The sequence below is a fragment of the Sodalis sp. (in: enterobacteria) genome (assembly GCF_051710625.1).
In the GTDB taxonomy this organism is placed as follows: Bacteria; Pseudomonadota; Gammaproteobacteria; order Enterobacterales; family Enterobacteriaceae; genus JBPESN01.
In genome coordinates, this window is record NZ_JBPESN010000024.1 from 1 (window position 1) to 21,272 (window position 21,272).

The window sequence follows — 21,272 nt, forward strand, 5'->3', positions numbered from 1 at the left end:
ACTATATCGTGGGATATTACAGCGCACTCAGGCCGCATGAATATAACGGTGGGTTGCCACCAAACAAATCAGAAAATAGATACTGGAAAAAGGCTAACGCGGTGGCCAGTTTTAGTTGACCACTACATACCGTTACCTCATGACACAGTGTAGGAGGGGCGTTATGCCCGCCACAGATAAGCGTCTATACGTTTAGATGTCTAAATAGAAAATGACTGAATTTACGAGTTTTGTCAATCAATTCATTGTTGCCGGAGGCGAGTAATATTCAAGGAGCGTAAATAATTTTCAATTTTGCCAAGTGAGTCTGAAACGGTTACAACCTGGGAGGTAAGAAGATCTCGCACATAGCGCGGGGAAAAAGCCTTGGACGGTTTCTTTTAAATAAAGAAGACGGGCATTCCCGCAATGCATTGGCGCACGACGCGGCGAGAAGAAGCCGATTATTCACTACCGGAATGGGCCCCCTGGGGCGCAACGTGGAACGCTATCGCCATCTGGCATGTCGACCGCGGCGCCGGACATCCTCGCGCTGCCCGCTCAGAGCAATTGCGCCAGACGGTTAAGATCCGACTGGATAGCCCCGGCGGTGACATCCCGTCCCGGCGCCAGGGCCGCGAATGACCAGCGGATTATCGCGGTACCAGCGACTCTCGATAGCGAATACGTTATCGCAGGGCAGCAACGAGGCCATCGGGTGCTCCCGCCGTACCGCCTCCACCCCCACCCGTGCCTTGCCGTTAGCCTCGAAACGGGCGATATAGCGCAGCACCAGCCCCATCTCCTGCGCCGCCTCCAAACGCTGTAGCATGTGTTCGTTCAGCGCCTCGCCGCCTTCTTCAAAGAAGTGATCCACTGACCCCACTTCATGCCCGGGCGCCACCAGCGATTCGACCCAGACCTGATTGGGTTCGATGGCGTACCCCGCCTCGCGAGCCAGAATCACCAGCTTACGCATGACATCCTGGCCGGAAAGATCGACGCGCGGGTCCGGCTCGGTCAGGCCCTGCTGCCAAGCCTGTTCCACCAGTTCGGTGAAGGGCACGCTGCCGTCAAACTGTAAAAACAGCCACGACAAGGTCCCCGAAAAGATACCGCTAATAGAGAGAATGCTATCACCGCTGTCCAGCAAATCCCGCGCCGTATAGTTCACCGGCAGTCCGGCGCCCACCGTCGCGTTGTAAAGCCAGTGGCGGCCGGTCTTGGCGAAGGCATCACGCACCTGGCGGTAGTTATCACCGTCAGACGCGCCCGCCAGCTTGTTGGTGCTGATGACGTGAAAACCGTAGCTGGCAAAATCCAGATACAGATCCGCCACGGCTTCGCTGACGGTCACATCCAGCACTACCAGATCGTCATAAGGATGGGAGCGCATCCACAAAAACAGATCTTCCGGCTCCGTGAGCGTCGCCTCATCATTGAAAAAGGCCAGCGCTCGGCTGGCGTCAAGCCCGTCGTAACTCAGCACGCTGCGCTGGCTGTCTACCACGCCGCTGAGAACGAATTCAAAACCGGTACGCGCCGAGAGATTTTTTTGCTCGTGGGCAAAAAGCTCCAGCCAGCGCGAACCGATATTGCCCTTGCCGAACAGCATCAGGCCGATACGTTTTTCGGCGCGGAACAGCGAGGTGTGCAGCCCCTGAATGACATGCTCGGTAGGCCCTACGCGCAGCACCGCCACCAGACTGATGCCGTCCTCTGCCTGCCAGAAAAATTCAATGGGTTGATATTTAAGCTGCTGATAAAAACGGTGGCTGTGCAGCGGGTTTTTCGCCACGCCGGCGCCCACCAGCGCGACCAGCGCCACGCCTTCGCGCAGTTGCAGATGCGCCGGCAGATCGGCCTGTTCAAGAATACGCAACGCGCTGCCGGCGACCTCGGAGGTGTAGCACAGCTGCAGCAAACGCCGGTCGCGATGGACCCCCACCGCCAGCGGTTTGATCTGCGCACGTTTCAACGCCAGCTCCATCTCTTTGTGAGCCAACGCGAAGTCGTGCTGCGACGGGATTCTCAGCTCGATCAGGCAGACGTCATCATGGCTGGTGACAATCTTGGCGCCGGTACCAGAGGCCAATACCCGCTTAATGCGCGTCGAACCCTGCTCCGGCTGATAGCTGCAGCGCAAAAGCAAATCAATATCGCTACCGGAAACCGGCTGCAGTGTACGGGCGTGCAGGACCGGCGCTGCCAGCCGCGCGAGTTCGCTGGCTTCATCCAGACGCAGCAGTGACAACAGACAGGCATCTTTCACCTTGCGCGGATCGGCGCTGTAAACGCCGGCCACATCGCTCCAGATAGTGACACGGGCTACGCTTGCCAGCGCGCCAATCTGGGTGGCGGAATAATCGCTGCCGTTACGGCCGAGCAACACCGTCTCCCCGGCCTGGTTGCGGCAAATAAAGCCCGTGACCACCAGCCGCCTGGAAGGATGTTGCGTCAACAATTGCTGCAACAGCGGCCAGGAACGGCCCTCATCGACCTGGGGTTGAGCGGCGCGTTCGGCGCGCAGAAAATCTCGTGCGTCCAGCCACTGCGCTTCCATATCCCGCTGGCTGAGCAGCGCGGCCATCAGCCGCGCCGACCAGATTTCACCATAGCCGACCACCTCGGCGTACACCGCGTCGGTTATGGGACCATCCAGCAATGCCGCCAGCCACTCCAGGTCGCGAATGAACGCGCTAAGCAACCCTTCAGCGTCTGCGGGAGACAGCAAACCGCTAATCAGTTCGCTTTGATAGCGGCGTAAATTCTGCTGCACCTGGTGGGCGGACAGGCGATCGCTTTGGCTCAGCGTCAGCCAGCTTATCAGCTGGTTGGTCGTGCTGCCCGCCGCGGAAACCACCATCAGATCGCCGGGCCGGCTGTACTCGCCCATAATCCCCGCCACCCGCTGGTAGCATTTCACGTCGGCAAGGCTACTACCGCCAAATTTATGCAATTGACGGCCGGGCGGGCTGTCCGCGCTTACTAATGGACTCATGCTTACCTCTGTAGTGCCGCCTGGAAAGCCTGTTCCAGATCGGCAATTAAATCTTGGCTATCTTCAATCCCGACCGACAGGCGCAGCAGCATTTCACCGATACCGGCACGGGCGCGGGCTACCGCCTCCATTCCCGCGTGCGTCATGGTCGCGGCGTGGGAATAAGACTTTCCACGCCACCCAGCGATTCAGCCGGCCTAAATAGTGTCAACGCGGCCAGGAATTAGCGCAGCGTGGTTTCGTCGCCGTCCAGTTCAAAACTGAGCATCGCGCCAAAGCCGCTTTGCTGACGACAGGCAATTTCGTGCCCCGGATTCTCCGGCAGGTCAGGATAATACAACTTTTTCACCTGCGGATGTTGCTGTAAATACGCGACAATAGCTTGGGGATTACTCTGCTGTTGCTGTATACGCGGCGTGAAGGTCCGTATTCCGCACAGCAGCAGATAGCTGTCGAACGCGCTGCCGGTCACGCCAATATTGTTGCCCCACCACGCGGGTTCGATGGCCACATCCGCCTCGCGGGCAATCACCGCCCCCGCGACCACATCGGAATGCCCGTTAAGATATTTGGTGCAGGAGTGCACGAGCAGATTGGCGCCCAGCGCCAGCGCCTGCTGCAGCGCCGGACTCACAAAGGTGTCGTCCACCACGCACGATGGCGGCGATATCCACCACCCGCAAGAGTGGGTTGCTCGGGGTTTCAATCAGCACCAACTTCGGTTTGGCGGCCAGCGCCTGAGCCAGCGTTTGCGGGTTTGCCTGATCCACGAACTTCACCCGATAGGCGCCGCGTTTGCTCAGACTGTCGAACAGCCGATAGGCTGCCGCCATAACAATCATGCGGCGCCACCAGCAAATCGCCGGGTTTGAGAAAAACCATACATACCAGATGAATAGCCGACATTCCGCTGCTGGTCATCACAGCGCCCGCACCGCCCTCCAGTTCCGCCGGGGCACGCTGCACGACGTCGCGCGTCGGATTACCACGTCGGGAGTAGTAGTGGACGCGCGGCTGGTTGAACTCGGTAAAGTTATAGGTACTTGAGAGGGTAATCGACGGAACGACACAACCGAATTGCTCGTCGTTATTCAACCCGCTGCGAACTGCGATGGTGGCCTGCTTGCGCGTCATGGTGTCGCATCCTGACTAATGCTAAAAGTGAGGTGAAAAAATAAACCGCGCAAAGATAGACGTTAATACATCTGGACATCTAAACTTCTTTGCGTATAGATTGAGCACAGCAACAATAACCGCTAAAATTATGCTGGTTTAAACTGTTAAAACCAGTCCAAATGTTGTAGCGCAGGCGAACGGCGAGGTCGAGGCCGAAACGATAGGAAATGGTGATAAACAGCAAATTTAGCCGGCATTAAGTAGAGCTTTTCCCGCATATACGGCATAATTAGCGAACTTTCTGCAATTTATATTCATTCGTTGAGACATTAAGGTATCCCATGGCGGAATGGAAAGGTGAGTATGTCAGCCCTTATGCTGAACATGGTAAAAAAAACGTACAGGTCAAAAAGATTACGGTATCCATTCCGCTGAAGGTTCTCAAAATTCTGACCGACGAAAGAACCCGGCGCCAGGTGAATAATCTGCGCCATGCCACCAACAGCGAGCTGCTGTGTGAAGCGTTTTTGCACGCCTTCACTGGCCAACCGCTGCCGGACGATCACGATCTGCGCAAAGAGCGTAACGATGAAATCCCGGAAGTGGCGAAGGATATGATGCGTGAAATGGGGATCGATCCCGATACGTGGGAATATTAACACCACGCCACCCAACCGCGACGTAGTGGCACACAGAACCGCCGTCGCTCGTTATCCGGCAAAATACGACATCTCTGAGGTCGTTTACTCTCCGCACGCCGCGGGTACTGTTTGTTACTCGGTGTTGACCTGTCACAGGGTCATGTTAACCCGCGTGTGCCAAATCTGTGCCGTCATAATGGCTAAACCTGCATCATGTCGATTGCTGTGCATTGGCTAATGCCCACGCCTCGCATGATTGACGGTCTCGGGCGCTTAGGGGAGTGGGCTGATGCTGCTTGGGGGGTTGCGGTAAACAGGATCTCAACGGGTATTGTTGAGATCCCTGATTTCATTGTTGTTATCGCGTCAAGCCACAAAACCTGAGGACATAATAGCGCCCGGCAGCTTGACTATCGGGATGCCACGCCTAATCAGATAGACATGAAACAGGTCGGAAAAGAACAGATTGACGCCGCCAAATCAACGTTCTTCAGATTGAAGACAACCCTTCAGCACCCTTCAGATTGCTGCCGACCGATTAGCGCCATTTAGATTGCTACCAACCAAGTTAACGAAGCTCAGATCGGCATCAACCAGCTCGGCTTGGGCAAGATCCGCCTCAGCCAGGTTAGCAAAGGTCATATTGGCTTTGGTTAAGTAAGCGCCGTTTAGCCGCGCCCTAGACAAATTTACCTCCGCCAGATTAGCGCTAATCATCTCTGCATCGATCAGGTTGGCTTCGGAGATATCCGCTTTGATAAAAATAGCATTGGACAAATCAGCACCATTCAGACGCGTTCACAATAAATGCGCTTCCGTCAGATTAGCACGGACCAGTTTAGCGTCGATTAAGAGAGTATCCTTCAGCTCAGCGTTAATCAGCGTAGCGTTGGCCAGATCGGTTTTTGTCAGGTCAGCCCGGGTGAGATCAGCGCCGGTCCGATCAGCACCGCTGAGATCAGCCCGCACCAAATTAACGCCGGCCAAGGTGGCGTCTTCCAGGTTAGCATCGGTCAATATTGGCACGGAAAAGACTCGTATCGGTCAAATCAGCCCCCGACAGATCAAAACCGGCCAGATTGGCTCCGACCAGGTTCAATTTACCTTGTTCTAAAATAACGGGGTCTTAAGAAAGGTGAAATTCGTTTCTAAGCATTAATCTTCGGCAAACATCGTGGTATGTCTTGAGATCAATTTTATGACTGACAGCATGGCTACCTGCCCCAACTTTCACCGTAACTTTTTTTCATCGTTGATTATGGATGGAAGTTTGAACGATACTTGATAGCCACTGACATCATGCAAAATGATATCCCTCAGCTCGGTAATATCTGTTCCCTTGAGGGCTTCGACCATTTTATCCATCACTACCGTGTATAAATTTTTCTTTTCTCGCCGGATACCGCCAAATGTCAAAATATCTAATAAATGCTGGAGAATACCTGTCGGCGACGTAGCATTTTTCATGGCGTGAGATGAGCCGGTGCCCGCGGTGCAAGCAAATTTCAAGGTAGCGTTGATGGAGGTATTAGCTGTAACCATACTCTCCTCTTTAGGATAAATGAATGCATGCTGGTTAAACAACGCGTAAGCGATGTAGGAAAGTAAAAACTATTTTCAGGCATATAGCCTGCGCCTAAAGTGGCGTCATTGCCGTCTATTAAGGGTTGAGTAGTTTAATCAAATCTATTCCTCTACAAAGAGATTATTTAGGCCTTGGCCTAGCATTGCTGCCGTTATTTCATTCACGCAAGAACACAACGCAAGTTAACATGACGTGTTCTCGATATATTCTTTTTCTATTGAAATATAAATTCAGCGACGTCCTTCGCAAGTAATGCGTGCATGTTATTGTAGTATTTTTTGCAGACGGCGGTAATAAGGTGAATATCTTATTCGAGGCATGACCGTTTCGCGCACGCTTATTAATGGATTAACTCCTGACTATGCTCAAATAGGGTACATTATTAATCAATAATAGCCATAAATAAGACGCTGGTATTAATGATGATTAAACTGTAGGAGAGGTAATGAAATGAAACCCGGAAAAAAGTTATTGCCGGGGCAATAACCCTAAAACGGCGGTGACCTGAAATGCCATGCTAAGCACAGTGAGACGGAAAGCGTGAACCCGCTGCGGGTAAGACTCAGGAAATCTTTTTCGACAAGTGACTTGGTAAAAAAGCGCCAACGGCGCCTTTTCTCTTTACCAGCAGGGCAATTATTTCTTGCCAACTGGAATACTGAAACGCTTATTGAAGCGATCAACACGACCGCCAGTATCAACCACACGTTGTTTACCGGTGTAGAACGGATGGCAAGCGCCGCAAACGTCCAGATTCAGGTCATGGCCCACGGTGGAGCGGGTCTTGATAACATTACCGCAAGAACAGGTAGCAGTAATTTCTTGGTAATTCGGATGAATATCTTTTTGCATGGAAAACCTCTTCCTAAGGCCGCGTCGCTATCCAGTCTACTTTAGCTAGACACCACGCGAATGGAGTTTATCACTTTAATGCCGGATAACATCGAAGGCGACGAATCATACAGAATGCCGTCAATCTTTGCAAACAGAATCCGCACATCAAAGACGACACAGTGTACACTAGCAGCACTTTTTTGCCACCCAGGATGGATGCATGTCCGTTGTAAACGTCGCATTACCGGTGCCGCTGGCTCGGATATTTGATTATCTTTTGCCCGCTGACGCGGCGCCGGCGATCGGGGGGCGGGTCCGGGTTCCGTTTGGTCAACGTCAGGCCATTGGCATCGTTACTGCCGTACGCGATCACAGCGAGGTGGCCCTGGACAAGTTAAAGCCCATCAGCGACGTCCTCGACAGTCAGTCACTGTTTCCGGACAGCCTGTGGCGCATCCTGAACTGGGCCATCGGCTATTACCATTATCCCGCCGGCGAAGTGCTGTTCCACGCCTTACCCGTTCTGCTGCGCCAGGGCAAACCTGCGACGATGGCGCCGCTGTGGCAGTGGTTCGCTACGGAACAGGGGCGCAGCACGCTCCCCGACAATTTGAAGCGGGCACCCAAACAGCAACAGGCGCTGGCGGCGCTGCTGCGGGGGGCGGTGTATCGCCATCAGGTGAGCGAGCTACAGCTGTCCGACACGACGCTGCAGGCGCTACGCGCCAAAGGGTTATGCGATTTGCGGCCCCAGGCGGTGGACACGCACGACTGGCGACCCGGGTTCCGGGTTAACGGCGAACGGCTGCGGCTGAATACCGAACAGGCCACCGCCGTCGGCGCTATCCGCAGCGAGGATGACCGGTTTGCCGCCTGGTTGCTGGCCGGCGTGACCGGCTCCGGCAAAACCGAAGTGTATCTAACGGTGCTGGAAAATATTCTCGCCAAAGGCCAACAGGCGCTGGTGCTGGTGCCGGAAATCGGCCTGACGCCGCAAACCATTGCTCGCTTTCGCGAGCGTTTCAATGCGCCGGTTAAGGTTCTGCACTCGGGGCTAAACGACAGTGAACGGCTGGCGGCTTGGCTGAAAGCGCGGCGCGGTGAATGCGCTATCGTCATCGGCACCCGTTCGGCGCTGTTCACCCCCTTCGCCCGGCTGGGAATTATCGTCATCGACGAGGAACATGATAGTTCCTATAAGCAGCATGAAAGGTGGCGTTATCACGCGCGCGATCTGGCGGTTTTTCGCGCGCGGGAAGAAAAGATACCGATTGTGCTTGGCACCGCCACCCCCGCTCTTGAAACTCTTTATAATGTGCAGCAGAAAAAATACCGCCAGCTTACGTTGGGCAAACGCCCCTGCAGCGCCCGACCCGCAGGCCAGCAATTGCTGGATATGAAGGGGCTTGCGCTGACCCACGGCCTCTCGGCGCCGCTGCTAGATAAAATGCGTGCGCATTTACAGGCTGGCAATCAGGTCATGCTGTTTCTGAACCGGCGCGGCTTCGCGCCGGCGTTGTTGTGCCACGAATGCGGCTGGATCGCCGAATGCCAACGCTGCGATCACTATTACACGCTGCATCAACATCAGCGTCAGTTGCGCTGCCACCACTGCGACAGCCAACGCCCGCTGCCGTATCAATGCCCGCAGTGCGGTTCTACCCAGCTGGTCGCGGTCGGGTTAGGCACCGAGCAATTGGAGGCGGCGTTGACGCCCTTGTTTCCAGGCGTGCCGGTGACGCGCATCGATCGCGACACTACGGTGCGTAAAGGCGCGCTGGAAGATTACCTGGATCAGGTACAGCGCGGCGGCGCGCGCATTTTGATCGGCACTCAGATGCTGGCCAAAGGTCACCATTTCCCGGATGTCACGCTGGTGTCGTTACTGGACGTGGACGGCGCACTATTTTCCGGTGATTTTCGCGCCGCCGAACGTTTCGCCCAGTTGTATACGCAAGTTGCCGGCCGCGCCGGCCGCGCCGGCAAGCAGGGAGAGGTTTTGTTACAGACTCACCATCCAGAGCATCCCCTGCTGCAAACGTTACTGCATCGCGGTTATATGGATTTTGCTCAGCAGACCCTGGAGGAACGTCGCCAGGCGGGGTTGCCGCCCTTTACCAGTCATATCCTGTTTCGCGCGGACGATCACGACAATCGCCAGGCGGGGCTGTTTCTCGATCAATTACGTCAACTGCTGGACGCCAGCTTGCTGCGTGACAATGCCTTATGGCTGATGGGACCGATCCCCGCGCTGGCGCCCAAGCGCGGCGGACGTTTCCGCTGGCAATTGCTGCTGTCCCACCCTTCGCGTCCACAGCTACAGCGCCTGGTCGCCGCCAGTTTACCGCTGGTAAGCACCCTGCCCCAGGCGCGCAAAGTGAAATGGTCTTTGGACGTAGACCCGCTCGATAACTGAGGGCACGTTTTTGCGATCCCGCTTCGGCAATGACGTAAAAAAGAATTTCGGCAGACTCCTGGCCTCTTCTCGCCAACGCGGGATCTGATACAAAGGAGGGGTGCCGTCAAGTATGAACAGGGACAGGGAGGCCCTCAGGAGTGATGCGTGGAACCAAAAAGAAGCCGTGCTTGCCCCTCAACAATGAGGGATGTGGCGCAGCAGGCGGGCGTTCCCACCGCGACCGTCTCGCGGGCGCTCATGCGGCCGGAATAAGGTGTCGTCGGCGACGCTGCAGCGGGTGCGGCGGGCGGCGTTTAACATTGGCTATGCGTTGCTCTATTCTGGCCGGCTGATAAAAAGCCACGAAAGCGCCACGCTTCTGGCATTAGCCTGATAGCGGCGACTCGCATCTTAGCGAGGTGCTGCACGGCAGCCGCCGCCCAGGGTTATTGGCTGCTGCTGCTCCCTTATCGCCCTGCGCCGGCGCAGAAAAAAAACCTAAGCGACGTGATCTGCGGCAGAGCGATTGATGGTATGTTGCTGCTTGGCGCTGATGTGCCGTTTTGCCTGAATGGCGATGTGCCATCCCCTTTGCCGCCGATGCTCATGGTGAATAAATACGTGCCGGCGCAGGCGCTGCCAACGGTGCATACTGATAATCTGACCGCAGCCTGGGGGGCAGTGGATTATCTTCACCGGCTTGGGCACCGCTGTATCAGCGGTTCAGCGCAGTTGCCCGCGTGCCGGCTGCGCCTGGAGGGGTATTGGCAGGCGCTGCAGCGCCACGGCATAATGCCGCGAGAATAGAGCATCCTCCTGGGCCCGCTGACGTGCCAGACCGGCAAAGCGGGACTTAACATGTTGATTTCACAACTACAGCCGCCTACCGCTATTTTTTGCCATAGCGATATGATAGCGCTGGGTGCATTAGCGCTGGCGAAGCAGCCAGGCCTCAGGGTACCCGAAGAACTTTCCCTGACCGGGTTTGGCAATCTGGCGGCGACGTCCTACTGCTGTCCGCCGCTGACGACGGTGGCGCCACCCTGTTATCGTATTGGCCGCGAAGCAGTGCTGTTACTCTTGCGCTAACTCAGGCAACATGCCGCAGGGGCAGCATCAATAATGCTCGACAGTGAATTAATCATACGCGGCACCAGCGCCCTGCCGCAGACGCATCACTAATGCGCTTTCGGAATGCTGACACTGGTCAAATATTATTGCCTTCAGTAACATGACGGCCTGATGATTATCTCAAATTTAGCGAAACGATAGTGGCACAAAGAGACTATGTAGGCCGTGCCAAGTCCTCGGGCACGCGGCGCAAAACGACCAACCGTAAAAAGAAACCTTCCTCCTCCGGCACGTCCAAAACGATGATCGCACTGGCGGCGGCCGTATTGATTACATTTATTGGCGGTCTCTATTTCATCGCGCACAACAAATCGGAAGATGCGGTGATTGTGCCTAACCGCGGCAAGAACGCCGGCAACGGGCTACCGCCTAAGCCGGAGGAACGCTGGCGCTATATCAAAGAGCTGGAAAATTGTCAGATTGGCGTACAGTCGCCAACCGAGCCCACCGCGGGCGGCGAGGTGAACTCTCCGGCGCAGTTAACTAATGAACAGCGCCAGTTGCTGGAGCAGATGCAGGCGGATATGCGCCGGGAGCCTACGCATCTGAACGAAGTCCCCTACAACGATCAAAGTAAAACGGCCGGTGCGGCGCAAACGCGTCCGACGACGCAAGCGCCGCGCAATCCTTTCAGTCAGCAACCCGTGCAGGCCCCGCGCCAGGCGGCACCGACCACGGTCGCGCCGGCACCGATTCAACCGGTGCAGAAGAGTGCCGAGGCGGGCGCGGTGAAAGAGACGCCGAAAGAGAAACCGCAGCGCTGGCTGGTTCAGTGCGGCCCGTTCAAGGCGATGGACCAGGCGGAGTCGGTCCGGGCACAGCTGGCATTCGCCGGTATTGAAAGCCGCATCACCACCGGCGGCGGCTGGAATCGCGTCCTGCTGGGTCCCTATTCCAGCCGCGCCGGCGCCGATAAGATCCTGCAAAGCGTGCGCGCTACCGGGGTATCAAATTGCATCCCCGTTGCCGCCGGGGGTTGAAAACCCCGAATCCCACCCCATTTAATAGTTATCCTCGCCTCGTATTCTTTACGAGGCGCTCACCATTTCCATTCCAAGGGGTTGCTCGTGACAACAATCGTAAGCGTACGCCGCAAAGGGCATGTCGTCATCGGTGGTGACGGACAGGCTACTCTGTGTAATACCGTCATGAAAGGTAACGTGCGCAAAGTTCGCCGCCTATATAATGACAAAGTTATCGCGGGCTTCGCCGGTGGCACCGCGGATGCCTTTACCCTGTTTGAACTGTTTGAACGTAAATTGGAAGTCCATCAGGGCCATCTGGTCAAAGCCGCGGTTGAATTAGCCAAAGACTGGCGTACCGACCGCATGCTGCGCCGTCTGGAAGCCCTGCTGGCGGTCGCCAATGAATCAGCCTCGCTCATTATCACCGGCAATGGTGACGTCATTCAGCCGGAAAATGACCTTATCGCTATTGGCTCCGGCGGCCCTTATGCCCAGTCGGCTTCGCGCGCGCTGTTGGAAAACACCGAACTGGGCGCCCGCGAGATCGTCGAAAAAGCGTTGGGAATTGCTGGTGATATCTGTATTTACACCAACCAGTTTTACACTATTGAAGAATTAACGTCCAAAGCGAAGGATCCTGAAAATGTCTGAAATGACCCCACGGGAAATCGTCAGTGAACTCGATGGCTATATCGTCGGCCAGCACAACGCCAAGCGGGCCGTGGCTATCGCGTTGCGTAACCGTTGGCGTCGCATGCAACTGGACGAAGCGCTGCGCCATGAAGTGACGCCGAAAAATATTCTCATGATTGGCCCCACCGGCGTCGGTAAGACGGAAATCGCCCGTCGCCTGGCAAAACTAGCCAACGCCCCGTTCATCAAAGTCGAGGCCACCAAATTCACCGAAGTCGGCTATATGGGTAAAGAAGTGGATTCCATCATCCGCGACTTGACCGATGCGGCCGTCAAAATGGTGCGTCTGCAATCCATTGAACAAAATCGTTTTCGCGCCGAAGAGCTGGCGGAAGAGCGGGTGCTGGACGTCCTGATCCCACCGGCTAAGAATAACTGGGGCCAACCGGAGGAGAGCGGCGAGCCCTCCAGCGCGCGCCAGAATTTCCGTAAAAAGCTGCGCGAAGGCCAGCTGGATGAGAATAAAATTGAAATCAATCTCGCCTTGGCGCCGATGGGCGTTGAAATCATGGCGCCTCCCGGCATGGAGGAGATGACCAATCAGCTGCAATTGATGTTCAAAAATCTGGCCGGCCAGAAACAGAAGCCGCGCAAGATAAAGATCAAAGAGGCCATGAAGCTGCTGGTGGAGGAAGAGGCTGCCAAGCTGGTGAATCCCGAAGAACTGAAAGAGAAGGCGATCGAAGCGGTAGAGCAGCACGGCATCGTATTTATCGATGAAATCGATAAAATCTGCAAACGGGGCGAAGTATCCGGACCGGACATTTCCCGGGAAGGGGTGCAGCGGGACCTGCTGCCGCTGGTAGAAGGCTGTACGGTCTCAACCAAGCACGGCATGGTGAAAACGGACCATATCCTGTTTATCGCCTCCGGCGCGTTCCAGGTTTCCAGCCCGTCGGATTTGATTCCCGAACTACAGGGCCGTCTGCCGATCCGCGTCGAGCTTGAAGCCCTGACTACCGAGGATTTTGAGCGCATCCTGACCGAACCGAGCGCCTCGCTCACCACCCAATATATCGCGCTGATGGCGACCGAAGGAGTGAGCATCACCTTCAGCGAGGATGGCATCAAGCGGATCGCCGAAGCGGCCTGGCAGGTGAACGAGCACACTGAGAATATCGGCGCCCGTCGTCTACATACCGTTCTGGAGCGTTTAATAGAAGATATTTCCTATGACGCCAGCGAGTGGAACGGTAAAACTATTTCTATTGATGCGGATTATGTTCGCGGCCACCTGGATGAGTTAGTATCTGATGAAGATTTGAGCCGCTTTATCCTGTAACGCATTTTAGGGTAATCGACATCCGCAACGGGAGGCTCGGGCCTCCGTTTTTTTCGGCGCGACCCCCACCGTAGAGAAGAGTGCATACTGTAGTGCTCAACTAAAACTGGCCACCGCGTTAGCGTTTTTCCAGTATCTATTTTCTGATTCGTTTGGTGGCAACCCACCGTTATATTTATGCGGCCTGAGTGCGCTGTAATATCCCACGATATAGTCGGTAATTTCATAAGCTGCTTCGCTGAAGCTTATGTAGCCCGTTACCGGTATCTACTCGTTTTTCAGACTTCTGAAGAAGCGCTTGATCGGACTGTTATCCCAACAGTTACCCCGCCGACTCATGCTTTGTTTGATCCGGTGACGCCACAGCAACTGTCGGAACTGCCTGCTCGCATAGTGGCTACCCTGATCGCTGTGGAACATCACTTCGGCTGGTTTACCACGCGTTTCCCATGCAATTTCCAGTGCTTTGATGGTCAGTCTGCTGTCCGGGGAGAACGACATAGCCCAGCCCAGCGGTTTCCTCGCGAACAGATCAAGAACAACCGCAAGGTATGCCCAGCGTTTCCCGGCCCAGATATACGTCACATCGCCGCACCATACCTGGTTTGGCTCCGTTACAGCGAACTGGCGGTTGAGATGGTTCGGTATTTCAACGTGTTCATTGCCGCCGCGTTTGTATTTGTGAGCCGGTAGCTGACAACTGACCAGCCCCAGCTCTTTCATGAGCCTGCCTGCGAGCCAGCCCCCCATCCGGAAGCCTCTCTGGGTTGCCATGGTGGCGATAACTTCTCGCGCCAGCTGCACCATGGCTGATATTGTGCAGTTTATGAACCTGACTGCGCAATACCGTTCACCTGCCCGTCTGGCCTGTCGGGACGACTTTTCCAGTATTTTGTAACTGCTGCGATGAACCCTGAACACGTGGCAGAGTGTGGCCACAGGATGATGCGCTCTGAGTTTCCCGATTAACGAGAACTGTTCAGGGAGTCTGACATCAAGAGCGCTATAGCCTTTTTTAATATTTCGTTTTCCATTTCAATGCGTTGCACCTTCTTCTTGAGCTCACGTATTTCGATTTGTTCCGGGGTTATGGGAGAGGCTTTTGGCGTTTTCCCCTGTCGCTTATCACGCAGTTGTTTTACCCATTTCGTCATCGTAGAAAGGCCGACGTCCATGGCTTTTGCTGCTGGCGCGGCGGTGTAATTTTGGTCGACAATGAGTTGAGCGGATTCGCGTTTGAATTCAGGAATAAAATTTCTTCTTTTCATTGGTGCATTCGTGTTGTTCTGAGGTGAGCATATCACCTCTGTTCAGGTGGCCAAATTCAGTGTGCCACTACATTCGGCCCAAAAACCTTTGCCTTCCTGGCCGGCTGGGGCAAAGCTGCCTATACCGGCGGCCGGGAGATCCCGTACTTTCTGGTCCCGCTGATTGCACCTGTGGTCGGGGGGGGCTGTCTGGGCGCCTTCGGCTACCGCGCATTGATTGTGCCCCATCTGCCCGGTCAACTGAGCGGTGAAGAGGCCGATGACGTCGCCGTCGCGCAGAGTCGCGCTACGCATTCCGAGCCCAAAGCCTGATTTTCTTTGTTGAACGTCTAAAATAGCGAGAAACTCTTATGCCATCAGAAAAAAATATATCGTCGCACTCGACCAGGTGACCACCAGCTCGCGCGCGATCGTGCTCGATCACGACGCCAACATTGTCAGTGTCTCTCAGCGGGAGTTTACCTAAATTTATCCCAAGCCGGGCTGGGTGGAACATGACCCGATGGAAATCTGGGCCAGCCAGAGCTCGACGCTGGTGGAAGTGCTGGCCAAAGCGGATATCCGCTCCGATCAAATCGCCGGCATCGGCATCACCAACCAGCACGAAACCGCCGTGGTGTGGGATAAAGAGAGCGGGGAACCTATCTACAACGCCATCGTGTGGCAGTGTCGCCGTACCGCGGACATCTGCGAGAAGCTGAAACGCTACGGGCTCCAAGAGTATGTGCGCCACACCACGGGCTTGGTCATCGCCCCCTATTTTCGCCGGGATCAAAGTCAAATGGATCCTCGACCATGTGGAGGGCGCCCGCGAGCGCGCCAAGCGCGGCGAATTGCTGTGCGGCACCGCTCGACAGCTGGCTCATCTGGGAAATGACCCAGAGACGGGTGCATGTCACCAATTACACCAACGCCTCGTGCACTATGCTGTTCAACATTTTTGAACTGGAATGGGACGAGCGCTTGCTAGATATCCTCGATATTCCGCGCGCCAGCCTGCCCAAAGTGCGGCCTTCTTCGGAAATTTATGGCCAGACCAATATCGGCGGCAAAAGCGGTACCCGTATTCCCAGCGCTGGTATCGCGGGCAATCAGCAGGCGGCGCTGTACGGCCAGCTGTGCGTCACCCCCGGTATGACGAAGAATACCTATGGCACCAGTTGCTTCTTGCTGATGAATACCGGCACCGAAGCGGTACAATCGCGCCACGGTCTGCTGACCACCATCGCCTGCGGACCGCGTGGCGATGTGAACTACGCGCTGGACGGGGCGGTGTTCGTCGCCGGCGCCGCCATTCAATGGCTGCGCGATGAGATGAAGCTGATTAACGACACCACCGACTCGAAATATTTCGCCAGCAAGGTGAAAGATACCAACGGCGTATACGTAGTGCCGGCCTTTACCGGCCTCGGTGCCCCGTATTGGGATCCCTACGCCCGCGGTGCCATCTTCGGCATTACGCGCGGCGTGAACAGCAACCACATCATCCGTGCGACGCTTGAGTCCATCGCCTTCCAAACCCGCGATCTTATCGAATCCATGCAGGCGGATTCCGGCGAGCGGCTGAAAGCGTTACAAGTCGATGGCGGCACGGTAGCCAATAATTTCCTGATGCAGTTCCAGTCCGATATTTTGGGGACCCGCGTCGAACGGCTGAAGGTCCGGGAAGTCACCGCCCTCGGCGCCGCTTATCTGGCGGGCCTGGCGGTCGGCTTCTGGAGCGATCTGGAGGAGGTGCGCAGTAAAGCGGTTATTGAACGCGAGTTCCGCCCCGGTTATTGAAAACCGTGGAGCGTAATTATCGCTATGAAGGCTGGAAGAAAGCGGTGGCGCGCGCGGGCCTGGGAAGAGCAGGATAATGAGTAACGGCCGCCGCCCTTTTAGCCTGAATCCCCGGAAGCGACAGCTGAGTGTGATAGACTGACGGCAATTGCTTCTCCTTTTACCGTCAGGAAACTGTCATGAAAGGTGAATTAGCCATTGAGTTTTCCCGCGTCACCGAAGCCGCCGCCCTGGCCGGCTATAGCTGGCTGGGCCGCGGCGATAAAAATGCCGCGGTTCAGGCCATGCGCATTGTCCTGAATCAGGTGCCTATCAATGGCCGCATCGTGATAGGCGAAGGCGAGATCGACGAAGCGCCCATGCTCTATATCGGTGAAGCGGTCGGTACCGGCGACGGCGAAGCGGTGGATATCGTCGTCGATCCCATCGAAGGAACCCGGTATGACCGCGCTTGGGCAGTCCACGCTCTGACGGTGCTGGCCATGGCGGGAAAAGGCGTATTTTTACACGCGCCGGATATGTACATGAAAAAATTGGTGGTTGGCCCGGCGGCACGGGGCGTCATCGATCTCGCCGCTCTGCTGGAAGATAATCTGCGCGCGATCGCCAGCCGCCTGGGTAAAACCCTGTCGGAATTGACGGTATCGCTGCTGGCCAAGCCGCGCCATGAGGCCTGCATTCAATCCCTGCAACGGCTTGGGGTGCGCGTCTTTACGTTTCCCGATGGCGGCGGCGCTGCCTCCATTTTTACCTGCATACCCGACAGCGAAGTGGATGTAATGTACGGCATCGGCGGCGCACCGAAAGGGGTGATTTCCGCTGCGGTGAGGCGCGCCATGGACGGTGATATGCAAGGCCGCCTGCTGCCGCGCCATCAGGTGAAAGGCGACAGCGAAGAGAACCGTCTGCTAGGCGCGGGTGAACTCGCCCGCTGCGCGGAAATAGGGATCATGGCGAATCAGGTGCTAAGGCTGGAAGATATGGCACACAATGACAACGTTATTTTTTCTGCCACCGGCATTACCAAAAAGGACTTGCTGAACGGCATCACGCGTAAAGGCAATATCACGACCACCGAAACGCTGCTCAGGCGCGGGAAAAGCCGCACCATTCGCCGCATTACCTCTATCCACTATCTCGATCGCAAAGATGCCGCGCTGCATCCTTTTATCCTCTGACGTCGGCCGGGGCGCCGCCGTGCCTCCCCTAGACGATCTCCGACCCCTAGCGATGCATGGTTTGCGACAGCGGCAGCCAGCACAGCAGGATTAGCCTTCCCATGGCGGAGGTTATCATCCCGAGGCTGAACTGGACCCTGCTGCGGTAGCATCGAAGAGAAGCCGGCAACGACGCCCGAGCCAATATTTTGCAGGCCGCCGATTAGCGCGCCCGCGGTACCGGCCAAGTAGGAATAAGGCTCCATCGCGCCGGTAGTGGCCAGCGGAAACAGCATGCCGGCGCCGAAAAAGAACAGGCCGGCGGGCAAGAGCAACGTCCAGAGCGTCATGATGCCGAACCAGGCCGGCAACCACATCAATATCCCCGCTAGCAGGCAGCTTACCGCCCGCCACATCAGCGCGCTGAAGGGCTTGATTGCGCGCCCCGCATACCATGCGCCCAGAAACGTACCCGGCAGCGGCAGGATGAATAGCAGGCTGACCTCCCGGCCCGTCGGTCCCACGCTGCCCAACAGCACGCCGCTGCTGGCCTCGAAGGCGACAATCCCCGACAGTCTGCCGACCAGCATCAGCAGGTAATGATTAAATATCTTTTCGCTCAACAGACGCCAAAAACCGAGGCTGCGGCCGCTGCCGGCCGGGCGCATCGGCCGCGTCTCCGGTAAACGCCCCCAGACCAGCAGACTAACGCTACAGCTGAGCAGCAGCAAAAATGCAAAGCACGCTCGCCAGCCCAGCCAGTCGGCAAGCACGCCGCCTATCACAGCGGCGCCAGCAGCGGACTGATTAAAATGCCCATATTGAACAGGCCGTTAGCCTGCCGCAGCGAGCGTCCATCGCAGATGTCCCGCGGCAGTGTCCGCGCCATCACGCCACCCACGCCGATGCTGATGCCTTGGATACCGCAGGCAAGCGTCAGCAGCGATAGCGATGTGCTCAGCATGGCCAGCATCGTCCCCAGATAGAAGATGGCCATCCCGCTCAAGATGACCGGCCGGCGCCCTACCCGATCGGAAAGCGAGCCGTAAAATAAGCTACGAACCGCCATAGCACAGGAGATAGGCGGCCATTAGCCGCTATATCATCCCTTCGCGCACCATGAGATCGCGGGCGATAAGAGGAATGCCCGGGACATAAATGGTCTGCGTCATCTGCCCAACGGCCACCAGGATAAATTAATAGCATCAACACGGAGACCGCACGCGGGTTTATTATAAACATTACTTAGGCAGATAAGTAATTCTGTGTATTGCTTGCTAATAGTGATATATACAGAATAGAGGTTTATTTTCAGACATAAATACCACACCAAAGCTTTAAGTCCAGTTAATATCTTCATTATCTCGACCCTTGCGCTGTAATGAGCGGTGAACGGACGGTAAATTATTCTGTACGCGTCCTTGAATAACCGCTTGCCGCGCCGCGGACTGGATGCGTTAACGAAATTAGCCGATAATGGCTCGTCCGCAGATGGGGAGTTCAGGCCGTGCGCCGAACGCCGACGCGTCCTGAAGGACAATTTCAGCCGCTGTGACAGAGTGGATAAACGCATGTCGACTGGGAAACAACCGGCAGGATCAAAAGGAGTTAGATACTATGGCTGAATGGGTAACGGGTAAGGTGGTGCAGGTGAAGCACTGGACGGACAGTCTCTTTAGTCTCATCGTCCATGCGCCTGTCGACCCCTTTACCGCCGGACAATTCGCCAAGCTGGGGCTGGAAATCAACGGCGAAAAGGTTCAGCGCGCCTATTCCTACGTCAACGCGCCGCGAAATAATAACCTGGAGTTTTACCTGGTCAGCGTGCCGGAAGGCAAACTCAGCCCGCCGCTGCACGCGCTGCAGCCCGGCGATAATCTGATAGTGACCAAGAAAGCGGCGGGTTTCTTTGTGCTGGACGAGATCCCGCCCTGTGACAATTTGTGGATGCTAGCGACGGGTACCGCGTTAGGCCCCTATTTATCGATTCTTGAACAAGGCGAAGGACTGGCGCGTTTTAGTAAGATCATTCTGGTGCACGCGGCGCGCTTTGCTCAGGATCTGAGCTACTTACCACAGATGCTGGAGCTCCAGCAGCGCTTTAACGGTAAACTTCGCATCCAAACCGTGGTCAGCCGCGAACAGGCCCCCGGGTCGCTCACCGGCCGGGTGCCTGCCCTTATCGCCGATGGCTCGCTGGAAGCGGCGGTGGATGTAAGGCTGGAGGCCGAAAACAGTCACGTCATGCTGTGCGGTAACCCGCAGATGGTGCGCGACACGCAGCAGCTGTTGAAAGACAGCCGCGGCATGCGCAAACATTTCAAGCGCAAGCCGGGCCATATGACCAGCGAGCATTACTGGTAATGGTGGCGACGGTGACAAAGGCCTGACTCTTGCCGTCGAACCCGTCAAACTTGCGCTGGCGGAGCCCTAATTCATGCACGATAAATGACAAAAAACAAAGCCACCTTAGTATTTCCTCTTTATACTGAGGTCAGGTAAAACTTGCCCCGTGGCAGCACTTTTCATCTCTCGCGTTCCCTGAATAAAGGAATAACAATGCGACATCCATTAGTGATGGGTAATTGGAAACTTAACGGCAGCAAACACATGGTCAATGACCTGATCGCAGCACTGCGCAACGAACTCAGTAGCGTCGTCGGTTGCGATGTCGCCATCGCGCCGCCGGTGACCTATCTTGATCTGGCGAAACACCATCTTGGCGGCAGCCGGATTGCGCTGGGTGCACAGAACGTCGACAGCCATCTTTCGGGCGCCTATACCGGCGAAGTTTCTGCTGAAATGCTTAAAGATATCGGCGCGAAATATATTATCATCGGGCACTCCGAACGCCGCACCTATCACAAGGAAAGCGATGAGTTTATCGCCGAAAAATTCGCCGTGCTGAAAGAAGCCGGACTGATTCCGATATTATGTATCGGCGAGAGCGAAGCGGAAAATGAAGCCGGCCAAACCGAAGCGGTGTGCGCCCGTCAGATTGATGCGGTACTTAACAGCCTGGGCGCCAAAGCGTTCGAGAATAGCGTCATCGCCTACGAGCCCATCTGGGCTATTGGTAGCGGTAACTCCGCCACGCCTGCGCAAGCGCAGGCGGTGCATAAATTTATCCGTGGCCATATCACCAAGCACGACGCGGCAATCGCGGAACAACTTATCATCCAGTACGGGGGCTCGGTCAACGCCGCAAATGCCGCTGCGCTGTTCACCCAATTGGATATCGATGGCGCCCTGGTCGGCGGCGCATCACTGAAGGCTGACGCCTTCGCGGTGATCGTTAAAGCCTCGGCAAAAGCGAAACAGGCCTGATAGCTCAAGCCCGCCGAGGGGATAACGCAGCCCCTCGCAAAAGCATCGGGCCGGTCAATCGCTGACCGGCCCGATGGTGTTTAACAGGTCAAGCGGCGGTTGCCCGCCCGCCT

Annotated in this window: 15 protein-coding genes and 6 pseudogenes; 11 read left to right on the forward strand and 10 right to left on the reverse strand. The window is 56.0% G+C overall.

Annotation, left to right across the window (positions count from 1 at the left end; translation table 11 throughout):
• Nucleotides 1–540: 540 nt before the first annotated feature.
• Both ACTBDU_RS08115 and metB read right to left on the reverse strand, forming a co-directional pair.
• Nucleotides 541–2,980, reverse strand: a pseudogene (locus ACTBDU_RS08115) (bifunctional aspartate kinase/homoserine dehydrogenase II).
• Between the two features lie 2 nt (nt 2,981–2,982).
• Nucleotides 2,983–4,114 (reverse strand): annotated as a pseudogene (gene metB / locus ACTBDU_RS08120) (cystathionine gamma-synthase).
• 323 nt (nt 4,115–4,437) lie between these two features.
• Between metB and metJ the strand changes: the two are divergent.
• Entirely contained in the window at nt 4,438–4,755 is a 318-nt protein-coding gene (gene metJ / locus ACTBDU_RS08125) for a met regulon transcriptional regulator MetJ (RefSeq protein ID WP_438806124.1), read from the forward strand.
• 501 nt (nt 4,756–5,256) lie between these two features.
• Here metJ and ACTBDU_RS08130 read toward each other — a convergent pair.
• The 5 genes and pseudogenes from ACTBDU_RS08130 to rpmE all read right to left on the reverse strand — a co-directional run bounded on the left by ACTBDU_RS08130 (nt 5,257) and on the right by rpmE (nt 7,174).
• Nucleotides 5,257–5,529 carry a pentapeptide repeat-containing protein gene (locus tag ACTBDU_RS08130; protein WP_438806145.1) on the reverse strand — a complete coding sequence of 91 codons (273 nt, stop codon included), beginning with the start codon at nt 5,527–5,529 and terminating at the stop codon, nt 5,257–5,259.
• A 6-nt stretch (nt 5,530–5,535) separates the two neighbouring features.
• Nucleotides 5,536–5,763 carry a pentapeptide repeat-containing protein gene (locus ACTBDU_RS08135; protein WP_438806125.1) on the reverse strand — a complete coding sequence of 76 codons (228 nt, stop codon included), beginning with the start codon at nt 5,761–5,763 and terminating at the stop codon, nt 5,536–5,538.
• A complete protein-coding gene (locus ACTBDU_RS08140; RefSeq protein WP_438806126.1) occupies nt 5,741–5,836 on the reverse strand; it encodes a pentapeptide repeat-containing protein in 96 nt (31 codons plus the stop codon). Before ACTBDU_RS08140 ends, ACTBDU_RS08135 begins: the two co-directional genes overlap by 23 nt.
• A gap of 27 nt (nt 5,837–5,863) precedes the next feature.
• Nucleotides 5,864–6,279: pseudogene (locus tag ACTBDU_RS08145) on the reverse strand (hypothetical protein).
• A gap of 679 nt (nt 6,280–6,958) precedes the next feature.
• Nucleotides 6,959–7,174 (reverse strand): 50S ribosomal protein L31, encoded by a 216-nt coding sequence (gene rpmE, locus ACTBDU_RS08150; RefSeq protein ID WP_011411977.1) that lies wholly within the window; start codon nt 7,172–7,174, stop codon nt 6,959–6,961.
• 202 nt (nt 7,175–7,376) lie between these two features.
• On the opposite strand from rpmE, the gene priA reads away from it, so the two are divergent.
• From priA to hslU, 5 genes and pseudogenes are all read left to right on the forward strand, one after another.
• On the forward strand, nt 7,377–9,572 hold the full coding sequence (gene priA / locus ACTBDU_RS08155) for a primosomal protein N' (protein WP_438806127.1): 2,196 nt from the start codon (nt 7,377–7,379) through the stop codon (nt 9,570–9,572).
• A 183-nt stretch (nt 9,573–9,755) separates the two neighbouring features.
• Nucleotides 9,756–10,736, forward strand: a pseudogene (locus ACTBDU_RS08160) (substrate-binding domain-containing protein).
• A gap of 89 nt (nt 10,737–10,825) precedes the next feature.
• Nucleotides 10,826–11,665: a cell division protein FtsN gene (gene ftsN / locus ACTBDU_RS08165; RefSeq protein ID WP_438806128.1), complete on the forward strand. Its 840-nt coding sequence runs from the start codon at nt 10,826–10,828 to the stop codon at nt 11,663–11,665.
• An 87-nt stretch (nt 11,666–11,752) separates the two neighbouring features.
• Nucleotides 11,753–12,301 (forward strand): ATP-dependent protease subunit HslV, encoded by a 549-nt coding sequence (hslV, locus tag ACTBDU_RS08170; protein WP_438806129.1) that lies wholly within the window; start codon nt 11,753–11,755, stop codon nt 12,299–12,301.
• Nucleotides 12,294–13,625: an HslU--HslV peptidase ATPase subunit gene (gene hslU, locus ACTBDU_RS08175; RefSeq protein ID WP_438806130.1), complete on the forward strand. Its 1,332-nt coding sequence runs from the start codon at nt 12,294–12,296 to the stop codon at nt 13,623–13,625. Before hslV ends, hslU begins: the two co-directional genes overlap by 8 nt.
• Before the next feature lie 267 nt (nt 13,626–13,892).
• Here hslU and ACTBDU_RS08180 read toward each other — a convergent pair whose 3' ends face one another.
• Both ACTBDU_RS08180 and ACTBDU_RS08185 read right to left on the reverse strand, forming a co-directional pair.
• The gene (locus tag ACTBDU_RS08180) at nt 13,893–14,645 is read right to left on the reverse strand and encodes an IS3 family transposase (protein ID WP_438806146.1); all 753 of its coding nucleotides are present in this window, start codon (nt 14,643–14,645) and stop codon (nt 13,893–13,895) included.
• On the reverse strand, nt 14,591–14,893 hold the full coding sequence (locus ACTBDU_RS08185) for a transposase (protein ID WP_438806131.1): 303 nt from the start codon (nt 14,891–14,893) through the stop codon (nt 14,591–14,593). The genes ACTBDU_RS08180 and ACTBDU_RS08185 overlap by 55 nt, the downstream gene beginning before the upstream one ends.
• Nucleotides 14,894–15,064: 171 nt before the next feature.
• On the opposite strand from ACTBDU_RS08185, the gene ACTBDU_RS08190 reads away from it, so the two are divergent.
• From ACTBDU_RS08190 to glpX, 3 genes and pseudogenes are all read left to right on the forward strand, one after another.
• The gene (locus ACTBDU_RS08190; protein WP_438806132.1) at nt 15,065–15,205 is read left to right on the forward strand and encodes a hypothetical protein; all 141 of its coding nucleotides are present in this window, start codon (nt 15,065–15,067) and stop codon (nt 15,203–15,205) included.
• Between the two features lie 43 nt (nt 15,206–15,248).
• Nucleotides 15,249–16,759: pseudogene (glpK, locus tag ACTBDU_RS08195) on the forward strand (glycerol kinase GlpK).
• Nucleotides 16,760–16,854: 95 nt separating this feature from the next.
• A complete protein-coding gene (gene glpX, locus ACTBDU_RS08200; protein WP_438806133.1) occupies nt 16,855–17,853 on the forward strand; it encodes a class II fructose-bisphosphatase in 999 nt (332 codons plus the stop codon).
• A 46-nt stretch (nt 17,854–17,899) separates the two neighbouring features.
• Here the strand turns inward: glpX and emrD are convergent.
• Nucleotides 17,900–19,074: pseudogene (gene emrD / locus ACTBDU_RS08205) on the reverse strand (multidrug efflux MFS transporter EmrD).
• 375 nt (nt 19,075–19,449) lie between these two features.
• Between emrD and fpr the strand changes: the two are divergent.
• Together fpr and tpiA are read left to right on the forward strand one after the other, a co-directional pair.
• Nucleotides 19,450–20,196 carry a ferredoxin--NADP(+) reductase gene (gene fpr, locus ACTBDU_RS08210; RefSeq protein WP_438806134.1) on the forward strand — a complete coding sequence of 249 codons (747 nt, stop codon included), beginning with the start codon at nt 19,450–19,452 and terminating at the stop codon, nt 20,194–20,196.
• 195 nt (nt 20,197–20,391) lie between these two features.
• Nucleotides 20,392–21,159 carry a triose-phosphate isomerase gene (tpiA, locus tag ACTBDU_RS08215; protein ID WP_438806135.1) on the forward strand — a complete coding sequence of 256 codons (768 nt, stop codon included), beginning with the start codon at nt 20,392–20,394 and terminating at the stop codon, nt 21,157–21,159.
• Nucleotides 21,160–21,272 lie beyond the last annotated feature (113 nt).

What these genes read in the sequence shown, in the direction of transcription:
- metJ (WP_438806124.1), top strand. Translation starts at nt 4,438, where the DNA reads ATGGCGGAATGGAAAGGTGAGTATGTCAGCCCTTATGCTGAACATGGT.
- rpmE (WP_011411977.1), bottom strand. Translation starts at nt 7,174, where the DNA reads ATGCAAAAAGATATTCATCCGAATTACCAAGAAATTACTGCTACCTGT.
- priA (WP_438806127.1), top strand. Translation starts at nt 7,377, where the DNA reads ATGTCCGTTGTAAACGTCGCATTACCGGTGCCGCTGGCTCGGATATTT.
- hslU (WP_438806130.1), top strand. Translation starts at nt 12,294, where the DNA reads ATGTCTGAAATGACCCCACGGGAAATCGTCAGTGAACTCGATGGCTAT.
- ACTBDU_RS08185 (WP_438806131.1), bottom strand. Translation starts at nt 14,893, where the DNA reads ATGAAAAGAAGAAATTTTATTCCTGAATTCAAACGCGAATCCGCTCAA.
- glpX (WP_438806133.1), top strand. Translation starts at nt 16,855, where the DNA reads ATGAAAGGTGAATTAGCCATTGAGTTTTCCCGCGTCACCGAAGCCGCC.
- fpr (WP_438806134.1), top strand. Translation starts at nt 19,450, where the DNA reads ATGGCTGAATGGGTAACGGGTAAGGTGGTGCAGGTGAAGCACTGGACG.
- tpiA (WP_438806135.1), top strand. Translation starts at nt 20,392, where the DNA reads ATGCGACATCCATTAGTGATGGGTAATTGGAAACTTAACGGCAGCAAA.